17 protein-coding genes are annotated in these 20,664 nt (G+C 40.6%); 10 read left to right on the top strand and 7 right to left on the bottom strand.

The window, feature by feature from the left end:
* Nucleotide 1: 1 nt before the first annotated feature.
* Together H6G14_RS14000 and H6G14_RS14005 are read right to left on the bottom strand one after the other, a co-directional pair.
* Nucleotides 2-901: a S66 peptidase family protein gene (locus H6G14_RS14000; RefSeq protein ID WP_190567983.1), complete on the bottom strand. Its 900-nt coding sequence runs from the start codon at nucleotides 899-901 to the stop codon at nucleotides 2-4.
* Between the two features lie 164 nt (nucleotides 902-1,065).
* Nucleotides 1,066-2,364: an ABC transporter substrate-binding protein gene (locus tag H6G14_RS14005; RefSeq protein ID WP_190567984.1), complete on the bottom strand. Its 1,299-nt coding sequence runs from the start codon at nucleotides 2,362-2,364 to the stop codon at nucleotides 1,066-1,068.
* Nucleotides 2,365-2,726: 362 nt separating this feature from the next.
* Here H6G14_RS14005 and H6G14_RS14010 point away from each other — a divergent pair, with 362 nt between their 5' ends.
* Nucleotides 2,727-3,470 (top strand): class I SAM-dependent methyltransferase, encoded by a 744-nt coding sequence (locus H6G14_RS14010; RefSeq protein ID WP_190567985.1) that lies wholly within the window; start codon nucleotides 2,727-2,729, stop codon nucleotides 3,468-3,470.
* Between the two features lie 71 nt (nucleotides 3,471-3,541).
* Nucleotides 3,542-4,645, top strand: a complete 1,104-nt coding sequence (locus tag H6G14_RS14015) for a glycosyltransferase family 4 protein (protein WP_190567986.1) — start codon at nucleotides 3,542-3,544, stop codon at nucleotides 4,643-4,645.
* Between the two features lie 9 nt (nucleotides 4,646-4,654).
* Here the strand turns inward: H6G14_RS14015 and H6G14_RS14020 are convergent, their stop codons facing one another.
* Both H6G14_RS14020 and H6G14_RS14025 read right to left on the bottom strand, forming a co-directional pair.
* Nucleotides 4,655-5,476: a type 1 glutamine amidotransferase gene (locus tag H6G14_RS14020; RefSeq protein ID WP_190567987.1), complete on the bottom strand. Its 822-nt coding sequence runs from the start codon at nucleotides 5,474-5,476 to the stop codon at nucleotides 4,655-4,657.
* A gap of 37 nt (nucleotides 5,477-5,513) precedes the next feature.
* Nucleotides 5,514-6,857, bottom strand: coding sequence for a Mur ligase family protein (locus tag H6G14_RS14025; protein WP_190567988.1), 1,344 nt, complete (start codon nucleotides 6,855-6,857; stop codon nucleotides 5,514-5,516).
* Between the two features lie 198 nt (nucleotides 6,858-7,055).
* On the opposite strand from H6G14_RS14025, the gene H6G14_RS14030 reads away from it, so the two are divergent.
* From H6G14_RS14030 to H6G14_RS14045, 4 genes are all read left to right on the top strand, one after another.
* Nucleotides 7,056-7,643: a thylakoid membrane photosystem I accumulation factor gene (locus tag H6G14_RS14030; RefSeq protein ID WP_190567989.1), complete on the top strand. Its 588-nt coding sequence runs from the start codon at nucleotides 7,056-7,058 to the stop codon at nucleotides 7,641-7,643.
* A gap of 169 nt (nucleotides 7,644-7,812) precedes the next feature.
* A complete protein-coding gene (locus H6G14_RS14035) occupies nucleotides 7,813-8,421 on the top strand; it encodes a hypothetical protein (protein WP_190567990.1) in 609 nt (202 codons plus the stop codon).
* A gap of 68 nt (nucleotides 8,422-8,489) precedes the next feature.
* Nucleotides 8,490-8,681, top strand: a complete 192-nt coding sequence (locus tag H6G14_RS14040) for a type II toxin-antitoxin system HicA family toxin (protein ID WP_010996867.1) — start codon at nucleotides 8,490-8,492, stop codon at nucleotides 8,679-8,681.
* A complete protein-coding gene (locus H6G14_RS14045) occupies nucleotides 8,681-8,896 on the top strand; it encodes a type II toxin-antitoxin system HicB family antitoxin (protein WP_190567991.1) in 216 nt (71 codons plus the stop codon). The genes H6G14_RS14040 and H6G14_RS14045 overlap by 1 nt, the downstream gene beginning before the upstream one ends.
* Nucleotides 8,897-9,223: 327 nt before the next feature.
* Here the strand turns inward: H6G14_RS14045 and egtD are convergent, their stop codons facing one another.
* Together egtD and H6G14_RS14055 are read right to left on the bottom strand one after the other, a co-directional pair.
* Nucleotides 9,224-10,237 (bottom strand): L-histidine N(alpha)-methyltransferase, encoded by a 1,014-nt coding sequence (gene egtD, locus H6G14_RS14050; protein WP_190567992.1) that lies wholly within the window; start codon nucleotides 10,235-10,237, stop codon nucleotides 9,224-9,226.
* 274 nt (nucleotides 10,238-10,511) lie between these two features.
* A complete protein-coding gene (locus H6G14_RS14055) occupies nucleotides 10,512-10,913 on the bottom strand; it encodes a metal-sensing transcriptional repressor (RefSeq protein ID WP_190567993.1) in 402 nt (133 codons plus the stop codon).
* Nucleotides 10,914-11,338: 425 nt separating this feature from the next.
* On the opposite strand from H6G14_RS14055, the gene H6G14_RS14060 reads away from it, so the two are divergent.
* Nucleotides 11,339-12,556: an HhoA/HhoB/HtrA family serine endopeptidase gene (locus H6G14_RS14060; protein ID WP_190567994.1), complete on the top strand. Its 1,218-nt coding sequence runs from the start codon at nucleotides 11,339-11,341 to the stop codon at nucleotides 12,554-12,556.
* A 421-nt stretch (nucleotides 12,557-12,977) separates the two neighbouring features.
* Complete coding sequence (locus tag H6G14_RS14065; protein ID WP_190567995.1) at nucleotides 12,978-14,159, top strand: aldo/keto reductase; 1,182 nt, start codon at nucleotides 12,978-12,980, stop codon at nucleotides 14,157-14,159.
* A gap of 106 nt (nucleotides 14,160-14,265) precedes the next feature.
* On the opposite strand, the gene H6G14_RS14070 is transcribed toward H6G14_RS14065, so the two are convergent.
* Nucleotides 14,266-15,117, bottom strand: a complete 852-nt coding sequence (locus H6G14_RS14070) for a thermonuclease family protein (RefSeq protein WP_242053426.1) — start codon at nucleotides 15,115-15,117, stop codon at nucleotides 14,266-14,268.
* Nucleotides 15,118-15,241: 124 nt separating this feature from the next.
* On the opposite strand from H6G14_RS14070, the gene H6G14_RS14075 reads away from it, so the two are divergent.
* Both H6G14_RS14075 and H6G14_RS14080 read left to right on the top strand, forming a co-directional pair.
* Complete coding sequence (locus H6G14_RS14075) at nucleotides 15,242-15,385, top strand: hypothetical protein (RefSeq protein WP_190567997.1); 144 nt, start codon at nucleotides 15,242-15,244, stop codon at nucleotides 15,383-15,385.
* Between the two features lie 326 nt (nucleotides 15,386-15,711).
* Nucleotides 15,712-20,664, top strand: a complete 4,953-nt coding sequence (locus tag H6G14_RS14080; RefSeq protein WP_190567998.1) for a PAS domain-containing protein — start codon at nucleotides 15,712-15,714, stop codon at nucleotides 20,662-20,664.

A 20,664-nucleotide genomic window follows, 5' to 3' on the forward strand; every position in this document is an offset into this window, starting at 1 on the left:
GTTAAAAGGTTACTATATCCAAGACTCCATGATTGGCATCTAAGGTGACAGGTACACCTACAGGTAGGCTGGCATTTTGTTCACCATGACCAAATGGTAAGTCGGAGACAATGGGAATACCCAAATCAGCCAGGCGATCGCGCAGAACTTCTTCTGTGTTAAAACTAGGTATATTTGGGGCTGCTTCGCATCGAGTAAAGCTTCCTAAAGCAATACCTTTGACTTTTGCCAAAACACCACTTAAACGCCACTGTGTCAGCATTCTATCGATACGGTACGGTGCTTCTGTGACATCTTCCAAGGCTAAAATTACGCCATCAAAGTTAGGTTGAATCGGTGTACTCAAAAGATGGGTAGCCACCGTAAGATTACCAGGAAGCAAAATGCCAGTAGTCACACCACCGCCCCAACCACAGCCTTTAAGGGGTGCAATAGTTCGTCCTTCTACCAAATTAAATAGGCGCTCAGTTGACCAGTCCGGCTCATCTAGCAAGGTTGTGAGTACAGGGCCGTGAACACCTGATATACCTGCGTTATAAAGACTCCACAGCAAAGCTGTAATATCAGAAAAGCCTATCAACCATTTTGGGTCTGAGTCGATTTGCCAATGCCAATCTTCTAAGATGCGTGTGCTACCAAAACCACCTCTGGCGCAGAGAATACCGCGACAATTAGGGTCTTCCCAAGCAGAAGCTAGCTGATGGCGACGTACTTCATCTTTATTAGCCAGATATCCCCAATGATGATCAATATCTGAACTAATTTCTATACGATAACCGCGCGATCGCCAAATTTCTACACTCTGCTTCAAAGCCGCAAATTCTCTTAAAGCACCGCTAGGCGCAATAACTCGCAGCAAATCTCCGGGTTTGAGGGGTTCAGGTAAGATGGTCGATTTCATCAGCAATTTTTGCAAAAGTCAAAATTCAGAATAGCCCATAGGAAAGATTTATACCAGTTTGTTTTATGATGTTGTCACTACTCATTTCTGTAGGAGTTGGTAATGGGTCATCAGTAATTAATATTTACTATTACTAATCACCAAATCAACAATTCCTAAACTTTTCAAAAAAGGTCGAGATGTGCTTGGGCTTTTTTCAATGCGCTTTCTGGGGATGCACCTAACATTGTCGCCTCAATAGCTCTACCCAAATTTTCTGATAGACGACTATACCCAGCAATAATTGGACGGGAACCAGATACAGCCATTTGTTCCAGAAAAACTCTCAGCGCCGGTTTTTGCCGAATAGCTTCTTGATAAGCTGGGCTTTGAATGGATTTTAAATTTACTGGCAAAAAACCTGAACCAATACTCCACTCCGTTTGAAATTGCTCACTGAGAATATATTCTAAAAACTTCCAGGCTGCTTGTTCTTTTTGTGGTGTGGTTTTCATCACAAACATATTGCCACTGGCGAGGACACTGGCTGGATGAAGGTTAACAGGAATTGGTAGGACATCAAAATCAACTTGACTTTTCATAATGGATGTCCAAGGCCCTGTTAGCTGCATCGCCACACGACCCGCCACAAAATCATCTTCTTCGTATCCCCGTTCTGGTGCAGATAATTTGGCTGAACCGTCTTGAATGAGATTTTGCCAAAATTGTAAAGCAGCGATCGCCCCTGAATTAACTAAATGAGGATGATTATCGTTGATTATTGTCCCATCACTACTTAATAAAAAGGGAAACCATGTAAAAACCGTCCATTCTCCTTTACCCAAGGGCATGAGCATACCATACTGATCAGGAATGCGATCGCCATTGCGGTCTATAGTGAGTTTTTTGGCAACTTGTCTGAGTTCTTCCCAAGTTTTGGGTAATTCGGTGATTCCCGCCGCCTTAAATAAATCCGGTCTATAAAAAATCCCGACATTCCCAGCAAAAAGAGGGACTGACCAAATATGACCCTCTAACTGCATCTCGCCAAAGCAATTAGGAATAATTTCTGCCTTGAGTGGTGATTTATCTAGCCATTCTTCCAAAGGTCGAATAGCTGCCAAGTCTACCAATTGACCAGTGATTTGTGGGTTGAAAAACAAAATATCTGGTGGTACATTACCCACAACTGCTGTTAAAACTTTCGGTATTTGTTGTTCAAGCTGACCCGCATAGAGAGATTCTATATGGATATCTGGATGAGTTTGATTAAATTTGTCTACTAGTTGTTGAAATACATCTCGATTAATGGGGGGATTAATACCATGCCAAAGAGTCAGATTGATAACACTTGATTGTGTCTGTATTGTCGATTGGCAAGCTGATAATATCAGGCACATGATCAGAATAAATGCTATTAATAAATAGCGTGTAGCCAATTTAAAATATTTAATTATTCTGGATGCAGAAATAATATTTATCATGACAATTGATTAGAGTAATTCATGTTGTTTTAGAGATTTTACTCAATTATTGATATAGTATAGCGGTTCTCATTCTAGTAAGTTACAAGCAAGAATAATTAACCGCAGATGTAGCTTGCTTCCCGCAGGCTACACAGATGGAAATAGATAAGTTTGTACCTCAGCAAACTAGTAAACGCTACATATAGGAATAATATTTGATTTTTGTAAACTTAATTCTCAATTATTAAGTAAAAATTCCAAGTCTATAGGGTCGATACTGCTGACAGTATATATATTTCAAAAATTAAATAAGAAACATAAAATAATTTTACCTTTATAAGGTATCATACGTAAGTTGTATTTATTATATTACAGAGGTTATGCAAACACTACCTAAGCCATCATTTTTAAATGGTTACTGGCAAAATTCATTTAACTTAAAGCAGCATATACAGGAGTTTTTAAATATAGATGCAGAAACACTAGAAACAAAGTTACAGTCTAGTCAGCAGCAAATGGCTGAATTGGGCTACAAAGATTTTGACTGGGAAAAAGCTACTGCTTTTTATCGTGACAAAGTACGAGAATCTTATTTATTTGAATTGGGAGCATGGCATTTAACTAGCCAAGATTATATAGGCGATACCCTGCGTTTGGTTGCGGATTATAGTCAGGGTCGAGTGCTAGATTTTGGTGGGGGTATTGGCACTCACGCCATTGGTGCTGCTCTTTGTCCTCAAGTTGAGCAAGTAATTTATTGCGATATTAATCCTATTAATCGTGATTTTGTAAAGTATAGAGCCGAAAAATTGGGTTTAAATGAAAAAATAACTTTCTGTCTTGAAATACCGCCACAAGTAAATTTTGACACCATCATATCTTTTGATGTTTTAGAACATTTACCAGACCCCAGTTTGCAATTAATCAAGTTCCACGAACTTCTAAGCAACGAAGGAAAGATTATACTCAACTGGTGTTTTTTTAAGGGGTTTAATCAAGAGTATCCCTTTCATGTAGATGACCCTCAAGTAGTAGAGCAATTTTTTAAAATTCTGCAAACCAAATACTTAGAATTGTTTCAGCCTTATAATATTACTGCTCGATGCTATCGTAAATGGAGATAAAATTTATGGGTAATGATATATCTAATTAATTTATTAATAACATCAGTAAAAATTCGATTAATTACAATCAAATGACTTCATCTCCAAGCGACTTACTAAAGTTGCTCATGTTATCTACTCCTGTGGGTGCGATTGGTTCAGGTATTGGTGGTGGGGTAGAACTCACTCTCAGCAATATTGCCCACGAAATGATTCGGCGCGGTCATAGTGTCAAAATCGTTGCTCCTCAAGGGTCAATAGTGAAAAATGTACCTGTTTTAGAAATTGCTGGTCAAGTGCAAACACCAGCGCAAACCCAGACTCGTGATGAGCCGATTATCCTACCAAAAAATTCTGTCTTGGCGAATATGTGGGACTATGCTCACCAAGTGCAATCTGATTATGATTTGATTGTCAACTTTGCCTATGATTGGCTGCCTTTATATTTAACTCCATTTTTTAGCTGTCCCATCGCTCATTTAATCAGTATGGGTTCTTTGACTGATGCAATGGATTCCATCATTGAGCAAGTTGCAACTAATTTTCCCGAAACTATTGGTGTACATACCCTCTCTCAAGCACAGACATTCACCTTTGCAGATAAATGTCGTTGTCTAGCCAATGGGATGGATTTATCTATTTATCAATTTTGCGCCCAACCGAGTGATTTTTTAGCTTGGGTAGGAAGAATCGCCCCAGAAAAAGCGCTAGAGGATGCGGTCGCAGCAGCCAAAATTACGGGTATTCCCCTGAAAATTTTCGGATTCAAGCAAAATGAAGAATACTGGCAGGATATTTGTCAAAAATACGCAGACGCTCCCATCATATATAGAGGATTTTTGCCTACAGAGGAACTGCAACAAGAATTAGGCCAATGTAGGGCGTTATTAGTCACGCCTCGTTGGGTAGAAGCCTTTGGTAATGTGGCGATTGAGGCTTTAGCGTGCGGTGTACCAGTGATAGCTTATCGTCGTGGAGGACTCACGGAAATTGTCAAAGATGGTGAGACGGGTTTCTTAGTAGAGCCAGATAGTGTTGATGGGTTAGTGAATGCGATAAGAAACTTAGATAAAATTGATCGCCGTGCTTGCCGCCAACAGGCGGAGGTAGAATATTCTCAACAAGCAATGGGCGATCGCCTAGAGTATTGGTTTAGAAATATTTTAAAAGAAGTGGAGACTTCCAAAAAACACTAAAATACATTATTAGACTTTAGCTACCGCAGATGGTTTTGGTGGGTTAACTTGCAACTTTTTAAACATTGCTTCCCGTGCCTGCATAGCTAAAGTATCATCTAAAGGTTGTAAAGTAATTGGTTGTTGATACTTTAACCGCAATGCTGTTTGAATCAACCAATCAGCCACAAAGGGGTTTTTAGGTAATAATGGCCCGTGGGAATAGGTTGCTATGGCATTTTGATAAAATGCTCCTTCTGTACCATCTTCACCATTATTGCCTAAGCCATAAACGACTTTTCCTAAAGCTTCCACCTTACCTAACTTAGTGCGTCCGCCGTGATTTTCAAAACCTACTAAGTAGGCTTTGCTTCCCGTCATTTCCTCTAAATCTTTTGCTAGACGACTAGCTGTAACTTCTATGACTAAATTACCGATACAACGCTTAGTATTTTCACCGGGATGAATAGAAACTAAATCAAGTATTCCTAAACCTTCAATACGTTGTCCTAAGCCTGGTTCGTAATAGTGTCCCAATAATTGGGGTGAACCACAAGTAAAAACTCCTGGTGTGCCATTGTCGATTTTCTCACGCATCGCGTCAGCTTTCGCGCCTTGCAAATCGCGCATGACGATTTCTTGCTGTCTGTCTTGTGCGCCACCACCAACTATCACATCTACAGACTTAATATCTTCTGCTGTGGCGTTTTGGTCTAAAGGTAATACTTTCACCGTATATCCCCGCCATTGGGCGCGACGTTCGATAGTAATCACATTACCGCGATCGCCATAGGTACTCATTAATGTAGGATATAGCCAGCCGATAGTTAATTCTAATTGTGGAGAATTCATATTTGTGGGGATTGTTGACTGTTGACTGTTGACTGGGTTACAGAATTTTCCTACCTGTGAGGACTTCCCGCACTTCTAGCATGGCGGAATAGGTGGGGAGGATGTGCAGGGTTTCGGTGGCTGGGGTGTGTTCTAAGGCTGTGGCGATCGCTTGACGTAAATCTGCTTCGACAATTAAATTGAGATTACTATGCGCCGATTTTTCACTATAACGCAGACGTAGCGCCATATCATAGACGCGATCGCCACTCACGACTAAAGTTCCTCCTCGTTCTACTAATTTTTCTGTATCTACGTCCCAAATCCAAGATACATCTGTGCCATCGGGTGTGCGATCGTTTAATACTAATAAAGTGGTTTTATCTGTGCTTTGAGTGACGACGCGGATTGTTTCATTCGTCCCCACAGGATTTTTTGATAATAAAATTCTCACACGTTTACCATCAATAACTAAATCTTCTGCACGACCAAAAGCCGCCTGGAAGTTATTAATAGTATCTCTGATTGTGGTTTCATCCACACCTAATTCAATAGCGGCGGTGGTGGCGGCTAAGGTGTTGTATTTGTTGTACAAACCAACGAGAATTTGTGACCATTCCCTACTGGCTAAAGTGGGTTGACTCTTAGTAAATCCGCAACTGGGACAAGTAAAATCTCCCAAATGGGATAAATACACACCTTGGTAATCTAAAGAATGTCCACATTGGGGACAGTAGATAGAATCAACAGCGTGAGGAATGGCTTCTAAATAATGTTCTGGTTCATTTAAGCCAAAGAATAAAACCTTTTGGGGTAACTGTTGACCGAGAAGGGATAAAGTCGGGTCATCAGCATTAGGAATTACCACCGTTTCTCTGGGAAGGGTCGAGATAACCTTTGTCCACCGCTTGCTGATGGTGTCTACTTCCCCATACCTATCAAGTTGGTCACGGAACAGGTTTAAACAGAGGATAATTCGTGGCTGGAGTGGTTTTAAGACCCTGGGAACAATATTCTCATCTACTTCCAGAATGGCATAGTCCACATCTAGAGTCCCCACCAAGTTAGTGCTTTCTAGCAACGCGGTCATCAACCCATTTTCTAGATTTGCACCGGTGGAGTTATGACAGACACGGTAGCCTTGATTTTCTAAAATAGTGCATAACAGCAGTGCTGTGGTGGTTTTGCCGTTAGTCCCCGCAATGATGATGACCCCATTTTTCACCTGCTGACTCAATAATTGCAGCAATCGGGGTTCAATCCGCCGGGCAATAGACCCTGGTAATACACTAGCAGCACCGAGACGGAGCGATCGCACTAAAAATGTCACACTTTTCGCCACCAACACCGCAAAACCCAACCGCAGCCTATCTATAACTTTGATTTTATTTCCCACATCCATACCCTAATTTATTAATAGTCATTAGTAATTACGTCAATAGTCCATAGTCAACGGTCAAAGGTCAACAGTCAACATTCCCCACAGATCCCACTAGGCGCTATCTTAAAAAATAGTATACGGGCGTAATTATATATCCAGCCCAGGTTGCCTCATTCAGCACAAACCGAAGACAAACAGTAGCTTGTAAGGTTCATTTTGATGAATAGTATAGAGTTTTCTTTTTTACATAGACAGATTGCTGACTGGCGACGGTTGGTTTTTAAAGGCCTGTGTTTGCTTATATGTCTATTGATTGTAGGAATACAGCCAGCCTTTGCAGGTATTAACGATGATGTATACGACGGCAATATGTTCGTGGTTTATGCGGGTAATGGATCGTTAGTACCATCCAGATTTACTTTAGCCCAATCGTTAGCAGAACATAAACCAATATTTTTGGCATTCTACTTGGATGACAGTAGCGATTGCAAACAATACGCCATTGTAATTTCACGGGTACAAGAATTCTACGGTAAAGCCGCAGAAATTATCCCCATCAGTGTGGATACCATCTCATCCAAAAAGACTTACGAACCCACCGAACCAGGATATTACTATTCTGGAGGCGTGCCTCAAGTTGTAGTGTTTAATCAGTCCGGTGAGGTAGTCTTAAACAAGAAAGGTCAAGTTCCTTTTGAAGAAATCGATGACAGACTACGAGAAGTATTTGATTTATTACCACGTACAGAATCAGTACAATTAAAAAGGCGATCGTTCAATGAGTTCAGTAGTGAGTTAGCCAAGTAACTTCGGGGGTAGACCAAATTGGTCTGCCCAAATTTTTAGTGATATCTGTTACTGTATTCCCCATCATGCCAAGAGATAATGTCGAAATATCAACAGTCAATAGTCAATAGTCAACAGTCAAAAACTAGAACTAATGACCAACGACCAATGACCAATTAAGTGTGTTCTGATGTCAAAGGTTTATACCACCGAAGAACTAATTCAAATTTTGGCGGCTGAACGCCTAGCTTGCCTTAAAGGAGAGCGTCTAAAATTAGAAGTAACAGTTTCTGGTAATCCTATAATTGACCAGTTTATCAGAACAGATGGGCTACAAAAATTTACTGCCTATCAAGATTTTAAAAATGCCATACATGACTATCAAAGAGAATATCAAATTTCCGGTATTCTTTGGAAAGAAATTTCAATAAAGGGCAAAATATTACGTTATCCAGAAGTAGATACCCAACTAATTGCTTTAAGTAGTGATTTAGAAATATTGCAATCTGCTAAAAATTCCATCTTAGAATTTTGGTATGAAGCCTCAGCCGGGATGGATTTATATTTAAGCTTTAATAATAATAAACAACATCAGTTAATTTTTATGTCTGATGTAGAAAGAATTGTCCAAAGAACAGAATGGGCTACTTTATGGAAATCGGAAAGTTCTAATTTTTTAGAAATAGTTTTACAGTTGGGATGGGGTAAGCCAGAAGAAGCCAGTTATAAACGCGGTAGACCAAACTCAGGTAGTGAGTTTATTCATGCAGTTAATCCTGGTAATCGTCCTATTGGGTAATTGGTTAGTTTGGAAGGCGCATCATATTTGAGTATTCTCTAAGTATGTGAATCTAGAGTATACACAATATGAAAGTTAGTGAAGTTATTAAAAGATTGGAAACAGATGGTTGGTATTTAGCTAGAACTAAAGGTAGTCACAGACAGTTCAAGCATCCCGATAAAACTGGTACAGTAACAGTATCTGGCAAGCCGAGTGTTGATGTACCAATTGGTACTCTGAAAAATATTTGGAGACAGGCGCAATTGGAGGAAGATTGATGCGTTACGCGGTTGTAATTGAAAAGGGTGAAACTAGCTATGGTGCTTATGTACCTGATTTACCAGGATGTGTAGCTGTGGGTGAAACTTTAGAAGAAGTTAAACAACTGATTACAGAAGCTATTGAATTTCATATAGAAGGAATGCTTGTCGATGGGTTACCTATTCCTCAACCCACAAGTATGACTCACGAAGTTGAAGTATTAATGTCATGACAGAAATAGAGATAAAACAGTTTTTCTATTTTGGCAAATGCCTATAAATTAATCACTAATAATATCTGTAAGCTGTTACGCATTTAAATTGTATATTTCGCACTCAGGTTGTCAAAAGTCCACAGTCCACAGTCCAAGCTAGCCTTTGACTCTGGACTCTTGACTATGGACAGCCCTGACGCAAGAATATTTGATTTAGGTGCGTATCACCTTATTAGTTGGTAATCGGTAACAGGTAATGGGAAAGACCAATTACCTGTTACCGACAATACCAAGCATATTTTCAGCAATTAGCCGGACTTGATTTACATTTCCTAACTTAATTACTTATCCTGGCACTTGACATAGCAATAAACCAAACCACTGATTTGTATCAGTCCAGGTCTGGACAGGTATTAAACCTTTAGCTGCGAGTTGCTGCTGAATGCTTTCGAGGTTAAATTTGCGAGAAATTTCAGTGAGGATAGTTTCGCCTTGGGCAAAATTAACGGTGAGATTGAGAGACTTTAATTGGACAGTTTGCGATCGCTCACTTTTCAAGTGCATCTCAATGCGCTGTTCACTCTCATTATAAAATGCCCAGTGTTTAAACTGTGTCGTATCAAAATTTCCCTCAAAACTTCGGTTTAAATGTTCCAGCATATTGAGGTTAAACTCTGCGGTGACTCCTTGACTATCGTCATAGGCTGGTTCCAAAATCTCCTTTGGCTTTTGCAAATCTACCCCCAATAAGAAATATTCACCAACATTTAAAGTTGCTCTAATTTGGGACAAGAAGACATCACACTCTTGTAGGTTAAGATTACCCAAGGTACTACCAATAAAACAAATCATCCTACTAGATAATTTTTTGGTAGTCAGTTGTGCAAGCGCTAATTCGTAAGTTCCCGCTAGCGCATAAATTTCTAGGGAAGGATAGTCTTGAAGTAACTGCTTGGCGCTACTTTCCAAAATCCCTGCACAAACATCAATCGGTAAATAACGCAGAGGATAATCTAGTTGCTGATAAGCATCCAGTAATATACGAGTTTTGGTAGAATTACCGCTTCCCAGTTCTACTAACTCGCAAGCGCCAGTAATTCGAGCAATTTCACCCGCAAACCTTCGTAAAATAGCCGTTTCTGTACGTGTCACGTAATATTCAGGTAACTCACAGATACGCTCAAATAATTCAGAACCTCTGTCATCATAGAAATAACAAGGGGGTAAAGTCTTGGGTGTTTGAGTTAATCCCTTTACCACATCACTCCCAGCCGTAGATGTAACTACGCGGGTTGGTGCTTGCAAACGCTGTATTTGCAAACGTTGTTCAATGCTGTTAGTAGCTTTCAGTACTGACATTTAACCTCCGTATGCTGGATATAAAAGATTCTCTTAAAAGATGAATCTTCACGCTAGCCAGTGAAACATATAGTTATAATAAATAACATCACACTACAGCAGGAATACTCAAACTTTAAAGCTACAGCACCTCCGAGATAAAGGAGGTGCGATTAGTATTGGTGTATCAAGACTTAAAAAACTTTGAGATTAAATTAGTACAAAAGTTCTATAATTTAACTTACTCAAAAATCGATTCTCGATTTGTCATAAAAGTCGGGAATCCAGATAAAAATTAAGGTAAAAATCTATCTAAAGCTGCTTTTAGTTGCTCAATTTCTTCTTCTATATTGCCTTCTTTAGAAGCTCTAGCAATACATTCTGTTAAATGTTCATCGAGAACAATTCTGGCTACTTTATCTAATGCACCCCGTACGGCAGCAATTTGTAATAAAACGTCGGGACAAGGGCTATTTTGTTGCACCATTGTTTTGATACCGCGAATGTGTCCTTCTATGCGTGATAATCGATTGACAATTCGCCGTAAAGATTCTTCGCTATGAACGTGAGCATGAACTGACTCTGCCTGCCCGTGAGTATGATGTTTGTGATCGTGTTCTGCATCATGATTATGGGACTCTTTCGCTTTTTGGGGTACAGGCAAGGATTCTTGAGCTAACTGGTTTGATCCATTCATAGGGAATTATAGCGCTGGTAATACTTCAGATCCTAGCCTAGAGATGGTCAACCACTCCGGAGAATTCAATACTCAAAAATCTCACACCTGTTCTAGCCCCTCTGCTTCCTCCCTAGCCCTTTGGTAAAACCCGAACCTCGGAAGTGGGAATCTCTACAATAGCTATGAGGTTAAATATTCAATTAACTTTAATTAGAGCTAGAGAATCCGTGCTTGATTTTTGATCAGTAGGGTGGGCATTGCCTACCAAGATCATGATACGTTGGGCAATGCCCACCCGACAGATACTCTTCAAATTATCCAATCCGATTCTTATAGCTAGTTGACACTTAGGCAGGAAGATGAGGTTGTAGAGATTAGTAGGCAAATTTGTCAAAATAATTTTAAATTGGGCAAGATTTAGACTTCTAGATTAGGTTGTGAATATGCTATTTTCCAAATTATCCAGGTCTATACGCCAACTCGGTACTCATGTATTAGCAATATTTATAGGAGTTGTGTTAACGGTTAGCAGTCTGCGTGTTTTGCCATTGCAAGCGGAACCAGCGCCTAATCCTAGTACAACTGGATCTGCACCGGAACTAGTAGCTCAAAGACAATCACCCGTGACGGCTGCTATTGGTAACAGTAGCTTTGTGACAGCAGCTGTGAATCGTGTTGGTTCAGCAGTGGTGAGAATTGATACAGAACGCACAATTACCCGCCGGGTAGATCCATTTTTGGAAGATCCCTTTTTCCGGCGCTTTTTTGGTGAAGGCTTTCAAGGACAGATGCCACCAGAACAGATGCGTGGTTTAGGTTCGGGATTTATCATTGATAAAAGTGGTTTAATCTTGACTAATGCCCATGTGGTGGATAAGGCCGATCGCGTGACTGTTCGCTTGAAAGATGGCCGTAGCTTTGATGGTAAGGTACAAGGGATTGATGAAGTTACAGATTTAGCGGTGGTGAAAATCAACGCGGGTAATAGTCTACCAGTTGCACCCCTGGGTTCTTCTAATAATGTCCAAGTGGGCGACTGGGCGATCGCAGTTGGTAATCCTTTGGGTTTTGATAATACTGTTACTTTGGGTATTGTCAGCACCCTCAAGCGTTCTAGCGCCCAAGTGGGTATTTCTGACAAGCGTTTAGATTTCATCCAAACTGACGCAGCCATTAACCCTGGTAACTCTGGGGGGCCTTTGTTAAATGACCAGGGTGAAGTTATTGGGATTAACACCGCCATTCGTGCTGATGCGATGGGGATTGGGTTTGCGATTCCTATTGATAAAGCTAAGGCGATCGCTACTCAATTGGAACGGGACGGTAAAGTTGCTCACCCCTATTTAGGTGTACAAATGGCAACTTTAACACCCGAATTAGCTCAACAAAATAATACTGACCCTAATTCGGCTTTTGCAATTCCCGAAGTTAACGGTGTTTTGGTGATTCGAGTAGTACCTAACTCCCCGGCTGCTAATGCTGGTATCCGACGCGGAGATGTCATTTTGCAAGTTGACGGTCAAGCAATCACCACTGCGGAACAGTTACAAAACGTTGTGGAAAATAGCCGCCTTGGTCAAGCGCTACAAGTGAGATTGCAACGGGGTAATCAGACACAGCAGTTATCAGTACGCACGGCTGAATTGCAAAATGCTGCTTAAGGAATAATCAGGTTGATTCATGAGTATAGGGGTATTAAAAAACACCCCTATATTTTTATTTGTGAGTGACAGCTATAAGGTAATAAGCTGTTACGCATTTAAATTGTATATTTCGCACTCAGGTTGTCAAAAGTCCAAAGTCCACAGTCCAAGCTAGCCTTTGACTCTGGACTCTTGACTATGGACAGCCCTGACGCAAGAATATTTGATTTAGGTGCGTATCACCTTACAGTTCGGTTAAGCCTAAAAACCTAGACTGGTGTAGGTTAGGTGGAGGAACCCAACATTCTCAAAACTTTGTTGGGTTACGCGATCGCGTAACCCAACCTACTATTCTTTTTTTGAATTTTGAATTTTGTAGCTTTAGCTTCCCGTAGGGTATTTTGAATTTTGAATTGTTAACAAGCTGCTATTTACTTGAATGCTATATAGAAGATTTGGACGTACAGAATTACAGATGCCGGTGTTTTCTTGCGGCGGCATGAGATACCAATATAAATGGCAAGATGTTAGTTATTCAGATATTCCGGCGGATCAACAAGCAAATCTGGAAGCAACTATTAATCGTGCTGTTAATGTGGGGATCAATCACATTGAAACTGCCCGTGGTTATGGTAGTTCCGAAATGCAATTGGGGAAAATACTACCCAAATTTCCCCGTGAAAAGTTAATTGTCCAAACCAAAATTGCACCTGTTGCTGATGCGACAGAGTTCCGCAAAACTTTCGAGCAATCATTGAGTTATCTTCAACTAGAATACGTAGATTTACTAGGATTGCATGGAATTAATACTGCTGAATTATTAGACTTTAGTGTACGTCCTGGGGGTTGCTTGGATGTAGTACGACAGTTGCAAGCAGAGGGTAAAGTCCGATTTGTGGGCTTTTCTACTCATGGTTCTCAGGATGTAATTGTGCAAGCAATTAATACTAACCAATTTGATTATGTGAACCTGCACTGGTATTACATTAATCAATGGAATTGGCCAGCAATTGAAGCAGCTACTCGCCATGATATGGGGGTGTTTATTATTAGCCCTACAGATAAGGGGGGTCGGCTTTATAATCCACCTAAAAAATTAGTGGATTTATGCGCCCCTTTAAGTCCGATGGTGTTTAATGATTTATTTTGTCTAAGTCATTCTCAAGTGCATACCTTGAGTTTAGGTGCAGCCAAACCCCAAGATTTTGATGAACACTTGAAGACATTGGACTTAATAGACCGGGCATCAGAGATTTTAACGCCAATTTTAGCGAGGTTGGAAGATGCAGCGATCGCCTCTTTGGGAGAAGATTGGATAAAAACCTGGGAAACCAATTTACCTCAATGGGAACAAACCCCCGGACAAGTAAATATCCGGGTGATTTTATGGCTGCTAAATCTAGCTACTGCCTACGATTTAGTAGACTATGCCAAAATGCGGTACAACTTATTGGGAAATGCTAGTCACTGGTTCCCTGGTAACAAAGCCGATAAACTCAACGACATAGACTTGCAGCAATCCCTCCGCTACAGTCCCCACGCTGATAAAATTCCCCAGTTTTTAGCCAAGGCGCATCAATTATTAGCTGGTGAAGAATTGCAGCGTTTATCTCAGAGCTAGAAAAGGCAAGATAAAAGATGGCAGGGGGCAGAAAGGAGAAGTTATTCAAGCATTTTACCCTTCTCTACTCCCCCCTGCCTCTTTTGACTTTTCTCAGTTCCTACTCCTATTTTTCTAAGAAAATTAAATCTTCTGGTTGAACAGTTAATTGAATTTTCTGTTTTTCAACTTTCACAACATAGTGGAAACCAGTAACGTGACCATCTGGCAGAATAATGATGCGATCGCTCCGGGATTTTAAATAATCAGAAAATCCATCTAATTCCGCACTACCGTCATTGATGGCGAGATAGCCAAGAAGTCGGCGGAATAGTTTAGGGAAGATGACTACATTATCAGTGATTGTTTCTAGGTCTTCTAAAACAAAACCTTCATTAGTCTTGTCTACTTCCCACACACCTTTTTGCTCTTTCCGCGCCTTCTCAGCTGCAATAGTTAATTCCTTCCGAATATCCGGGTATAACTTGGAATAAAAAGTAGGGTAAGCTAACCCCTTATTTAACATATGGTAGTTAACACTCTTTTTAATCAGAGATTTATCTAGGTAAACCTCGCTACCATCTTCTACATCAGATGTCCCTTTGAAGGCAAAAGCTACACTCCTACCATATACATCTGCAAATTTTGTGACGATAAAACCAGGAACGGCTTCTGGTTCTGCGGCTGTGACTACTTCGTTAGCGTTACGGGTAATCTTTTTAAAACCCAAAAATTTTAGCAATTCATTAGCAGCAGCACCCGCTAATTCTAGGGGTTGGTGTTGTGTACCTAAACCACCACCTCCTACTTGGAAATGTGTTTCTAGAGTATCGATACTATCTAAGCGCAGTTGTGCGCCGCCAAGTCGGTTTGGTCGAACTCGCTTATCCCACAGTTGGGGATTATGGGGATAGAAACGGATGGAATCGCCATCAGGTGCAGCTTTGATAACTCGAAAGTTGCCCTGAATCAGAGTCATTGTCATATAGTCAAAAGATAGGTTTAACAGCTAGAACAATACTTGTCTTTTGACGAAATCAACAGAGTGTCACTTATTCCGTAAATAATCCAGAATTTTCCTAACCAAACGATAAATTAAAAATATGCAAGATAATCTGCTGATTCCTGAACCACAGCCTTCTTTTTTAGCACAGATGCTAGGAGAGTTAAAGAAGGATGAACGTTTATTAGGTGTGGCGATCGCCAGCCGAATGGGCTTCCACCCAATATCTACAACAGGTTATTGAGTGTTTTCCACAGGATTAATTAATCTATTGCTGAAGTGTCGTATGATGTTCATCACAATGTAATAACTATGCCACAAGCCCTTGCTACTTTAAATATTGACTAAACATTTAGTTTGTTCCTCACACCAAACCACCTCCCACTTGCTGTTTAGTAGCAGAGGGATTTTCATTGATACACCTCTGTGTCGGTCGAGTTTTTATATCGTAGGGGTTAATTAAATAAAAATTAATTCTCTGTACATAGAATAAAAAGTTTCCTATATTGATCACAATCAGCAAAAAAAATCTTAGCTACAGCGACTAATGCTAGTAAAGTTTTGACAAAAATGTCTTGGCAGCTTGTAAAAAACTCTCGAAGACCTTTAGTAATAGTGGTGCAAGATACACCATTAGTGGAAGCGATCGCCCAAATGTATCAAGCTCAAACTAGTTGTGTGCTGGTAATCAACAAGCAGCAATTATTGGGTATTTTTACACAAACAGATGTCTTGAGAGGAATTGCCCATCAAATGACGTTTGCAGACATGACAGTTGGAGAACTTATGAGCCAACCTGTCATAACTGTGAATGAGGCAGATATGGAGAATTTACCAAATATATTACAACGCTTCCATCAGCATCAAATTCGCCATTTGCCTGTGCTTGATGATCAGGGACAAGTCTTATGTGTGGTGACACTAGAAGAAGTCAAAACAGCGCAACTAGAACAAGAAGTAGTGCAACGAGAGCAAATGTCTGAGTTGCTTTCCCAAAGGGATGCTCAGTATCAAATCTCAGAAACCAGATTAAACGATATCCTCAATAGCGCAATTGGTACGGCTATTGTAAGTTTTCGAGTATTTCCCAATGGCGATTGGGAATATGACTACCAGTCTGTAGGCTGTGAAACCATCTTTGGTTATACAGCCGAGGAATTACTGGTATCTAAAGAATTTTGGCTGTCACGAGTGCATCCTCATGATGTAGAAACAGTTATTATGCCTGGGTTTGCAGATATATTTGCAGGCAAAACATTCAGCATAGAATATAGATTTTACCATAAAGACGGTTCTCTGCGTTGGATTGGTGCAACCCATAGTTCTCGATACGACCCAAAAGCAAACTGCTGGGTTGTCATCGGTACGAATATTGATATCAGTGAACGCAAACAAGCCGAAGCAGCCTTACGCAAAAGTGAAGAACGATGGCAATTAGCGATCGCCGGCACAGAGGAAGCCATTTGGGACTGGGATATACTGACTAATCATACCTATCGTTCAGACCGTTGGTTTGAAATGCTGGGCTATGAACGTCATGAAATGAGTAGTTTTGATGATGAATGGAGTATTCGCATTCATCCTAATGATTATGACAGAGTGATGGCTGCTCAAGCAGCTTATCTGCGTCGGGAAGTTCCAGTGTATTACATTGAGTATCGTCTCCGGCGCAAAGATGGTAACTACAAATGGTTTCGTTCACGGGGTAAAGCAGTTTGGAATGAACAAGGCAACCCCATAAGATTGGTTGGCTCGTTGGGTGATATTACAGAACGCAAGAGTATTGAAGCAGACTTAATAAGTTCAGAAGCTCAATATAGATTGCTGTTTGAGAATAATCCCAATCCCATGTGGATCTTTGATCCAGAAACTCTACGTTTTTTGGCTGTTAATCAGGCAGCAATATACAAATATGGCTACTCCGAAGCAGAATTTCTGTCAATTACAGTTTTAGATATTCGTCCCCGTGAAGAAGTTCCTGCTTTTTTTCGCTCCCTGAAGGATTTTGACGTTTTCTCTAGTGCTATTTATGTAGGCGAAGCAAAACATTGCACACGAAACGGAACCCTAATAGATGTGGAAATTAACTCCCATCTCATCACTTGGTTGGGGAAGCCAGCAAAATTTGTCCTAGCCAAAGATATTACAGAACAAAAAGCCGCCCAGGGTGAACTCCAAAGAATTGAGGCAGAACTGCGAGAGAGTAAACATTTTATTGAGCAAGTTATTAGTCATTCGCCCCAACTTTTATACATTTTTGACCCAATAGCCGGAAGTAATGTTTATCTCAACCGTCAGTCTGTAGATATTCTGGGTTATACACCGGAAGAAATTCAGCAAAGAGGCGCTCAGTTCTTCTTGGATGTTTTGCATCCTGATGACTTACCTCTACTGGAGCGTAACCTGGAATACTGGCAAAATGCCGCCGATGGCGAAGTGCTAACGACCGAGTGTCGTATGAAACATCAAGACGGGTCTTGGCGGTGGTTGCGATCGCGCGAGGTAGTATTTGCTAGGGATGAAAATAACCGCCCGACTAAAGTTCTGGGTACAACTCAAGATATTAGTGATAGTAAACTGGCTGAATTAGAAATTGTCCATAGTCGAGACTTACTAGAAGCTATTTATAACGGATCTACCGATGCTCTGTTTTTGGTGAATCCGCAAACGCTACTGATCATTGATTGTAATCAACAGGCAGTGCAAATATTTGCCGCCTCTGGTAAAGAGGAATTGATAGGTACTGATGGTCAAACGCTACAAAAACAACGGTTCACCCCCGATGAGGTAACTAGTGTCATCGAAGAACTAAATCATCAAGGTTTTTGGAGCCGCGAAGTTGAATACATCACTAAACAAGGTAAGTTATTTTGGGGAAATCTCGCAGTCAAACAAATTTACGTTGCTGGTGAAGAAATTCATCTAGTCCGTGTCACAGATATTAGCCAACGTAAATTGGCAGAAATCGCCTTGCATGAGCGAGAAACGATGTTGCGTAGCATTGGCGATAACCTGCCGAATGGGGCAGTATATCAAATAATCCGCGAATTAGATAGGAGCGATCGCTTTTCTTACTTTAGTGCGGGAATTGAAAGACTAATGGAAGTGAAAGCAGAAGATGTCCTCGCAGATGCAACTCTGCTTTATCGGCAGTTATGTGTAGAAGATATTCCCAGCTTTGTGCAAGCCGTTGAAAAATCCTATCATTATCTCTCTGTATTTGACATTCAATTACGAATCTACACTCCCAGTGGCATCTGGAAATGGGTGCAATTACGTTCTACACCCCGCCAATTACCAGATGGTCGTGTAGCTTGGGATGGACTGATTGTTGATGTAACCGATATCAAGCACACAGAAGATACACTACGCCAAAGTGAAGCACTATTAGCAGAATCCCAGCGAGTAGCTCGTCTGGGTAACTGGGATTATGACTTAGCTAACAAGAAAATAACTTGGTCGAAAGGATTATTTGAGCTATTTCAGCGAGATCCAGCATTAGCAGCACCAAGCTATGAGGAAAATCTTCAACTTCACCACCCGGAAGATCAACAACAACTACACCAAGCCGTCGAACGTGCAGTATCCACAGGAGAATCTTACAAATTAGTTCTGCGTGCATTTAAAGCTGATGGCTCTATGATGTACGTTGAAGGGATTGGACACGCACAGTTGAATTCACTGGGCAAAGTCATTCGCCTTTACGGAACGGCTCAGGACATTACTAGCCGCAAACAAGCCCAAGAAGCTTTAACTAAAAGTGAAGAACAATTACGACTAACCCTAGAATATACCCACATTGGTAATTGGGACTGGAATCTTCATACTAATGAAGTAATTTGGAATTATAACCACTATCGCTTATTAGGGTTAGAACCAGAAACATCAACAGCAAGTTATCAAGCCTGGCGTGATGTTGTTCACCCAGATGACATTAACCGCGTCGAGCAGAGCGTAGCTCATGCTCTAAAACAGCATAGCAATTTTGAATTAGAATATCGGGTGATTCGTCCTGATGGCACTATGCGTTGGCTGGTTGGGAAAGGACACGGAATTTATGATGAAACAGGCAACCCTGTAAGAATGTTGGGTGTAATCATAGATATTAATGACCGCAAACAAACAGAACAAGCACTGCGAGAGAAAGAGCATTTTTTAAGTAGTATCTATGATGGTGTTGCCAACTCTATTTTTGTGGTAGATGTTGTAGATGGTGATTTTCGGTTTATTGGTTTAAACCCCGCCCATGAAAGACTTACAGGCTTTCGCTCTCATGAATTGCAAGGCAAAACCCCAGAGCAGGCGCTGCCACCCATTGTAGCCGCATCTGTGCGGCAGCATTATCAGGATTGTGTAGAGGCAGGAGAAACTATTACTTATGAAGAATACTTACATCTAAACAATCAAGACACTTGGTGGATTACTAACCTGACTCCCTTAAGGAATGAAAACTTAAATATTTATCGCATTATCGGCAGTAGTATCAATATCACCGAACAAAAACGCGCCCAACAGATGCTAGAGTTACAAGCTGTCATCACTGGCAATATGGCGGAGGGATTATGCTTAGTCCGTGCTGATGATGGCGTAATCGTTTACAATAACCCGAAATTTGCCCAAATATTTGGTTATGAAGTTAATGAATTAATTGGTCAGCATATCTCCATTATTAATTATGAAGATGAGCATACCAAACCGATAGAAGTTCATGAGGCGATCGCTGCTGCGGCTATGCAATATGGTGAAACTACCTATGAAGTCCAAAATATTAAAAAAGATGGTACTCCTTTTTGGTGTCGAGCAACGGCATCTGTTTTTGCACATCCAGAATACGGCACAGTCTTTGTTGCTGTCCAACAAGATATAACAGAGCAAAAGCAAACAGGGGAGAAAATTAAGGCATCTCTCAAAGAGAAAGAAGTATTACTCAAAGAAATTCACCATCGAGTTAAAAACAATTTAGGAATTGTTAGCAGTTTGTTACAAATGCAGTGCAGACGTACCCAAGATCCTCAAGCCACGGCTATCCTGCGTGATAGTCAAAACCGCATCGCCTCCATCGCTTTGGCACATGAAAAACTTTACCGCTCTAATGATTTAGCTAATATAGATTTTGCTCAATACATCCCAGATTTAACAACGCACCTATTTGACTCTTATAATGTTAAGTCCAGCTGTATTCACCTGAGTATTCAAGTGGAAGACACTAACTTGGATCTGGAAACTGCTATTCCTTGCGGTTTGATTATCAATGAACTGGTTTCTAATGCCTTGAAATACGCTTTTCCCGATAATCGGGAAGGCGAAATTCAAGTCCGGTTATGCCAAGAAAGCGATCGCACTTTGACACTTATCGTTCGAGATAATGGTATTGGCTTACCTTTGGAATTTGATAGCAAAAAAAACAAAACACTTGGCATAACTCTTGTTCAGGGTTTAGTCAAGCAGTTAAGAGGCAAATTAGAAATTCAGAGTCAGTCAGGAACTGAATTTAAAATTTCTTTTACGACAAGTAGGGTATAG

Source organism: Nostoc parmelioides FACHB-3921, from assembly GCF_014696625.1.
GTDB lineage: Bacteria > Cyanobacteriota > Cyanobacteriia > Cyanobacteriales > Nostocaceae > Trichormus > Trichormus parmelioides.